We start from the raw sequence: 422 nt of genomic DNA on the forward strand, positions 1-422 counted from the left end.
CACAATTTTAACATCCAAATTGGTTTTATGGAAAGGTAGCTTTTGCTTTAATTTTTCATCACCTTCAATCACCCAAAGAAAAAAAACTTCAGCAGCAACTATCAAATTGTCATGATAATCTAACTGAGCATTGTATGTTTCAATCTCATCTTTTGGATAACCAGGCACTATCCTATCTACTAAAGTGCTATGAAAAGAGCAATCTATATTTACCCAATTGATAAAATCAGTTTCCAAATTCCAATTGGAAGCATATTTTAAAATAATTTCTTTTAATTGCTCAGCATTATGATTGATCAATTCACATGGAATAATTGTCAACGCTTTATCAGAAGCACCCTTAAAATATTTGAATCTTTCATATAATAAAACAGTCAATTTTGCGGGAAAAGAACTTGGAGGTTGCATAGAAATTGTATCAC

Annotated in this window: 1 pseudogene; it reads right to left on the reverse strand. The window is 30.6% G+C overall.

Features of this window, described 5'->3' with window-relative positions:
* Positions 1–422 (reverse strand): annotated as a pseudogene (locus tag IU405_RS02335) (tagaturonate reductase); the annotation flags it as partial.

Origin of the sequence: Polaribacter sp. BAL334, assembly GCF_015767435.1 — a bacterium.
Lineage (GTDB): Bacteria > Bacteroidota > Bacteroidia > Flavobacteriales > Flavobacteriaceae > Polaribacter.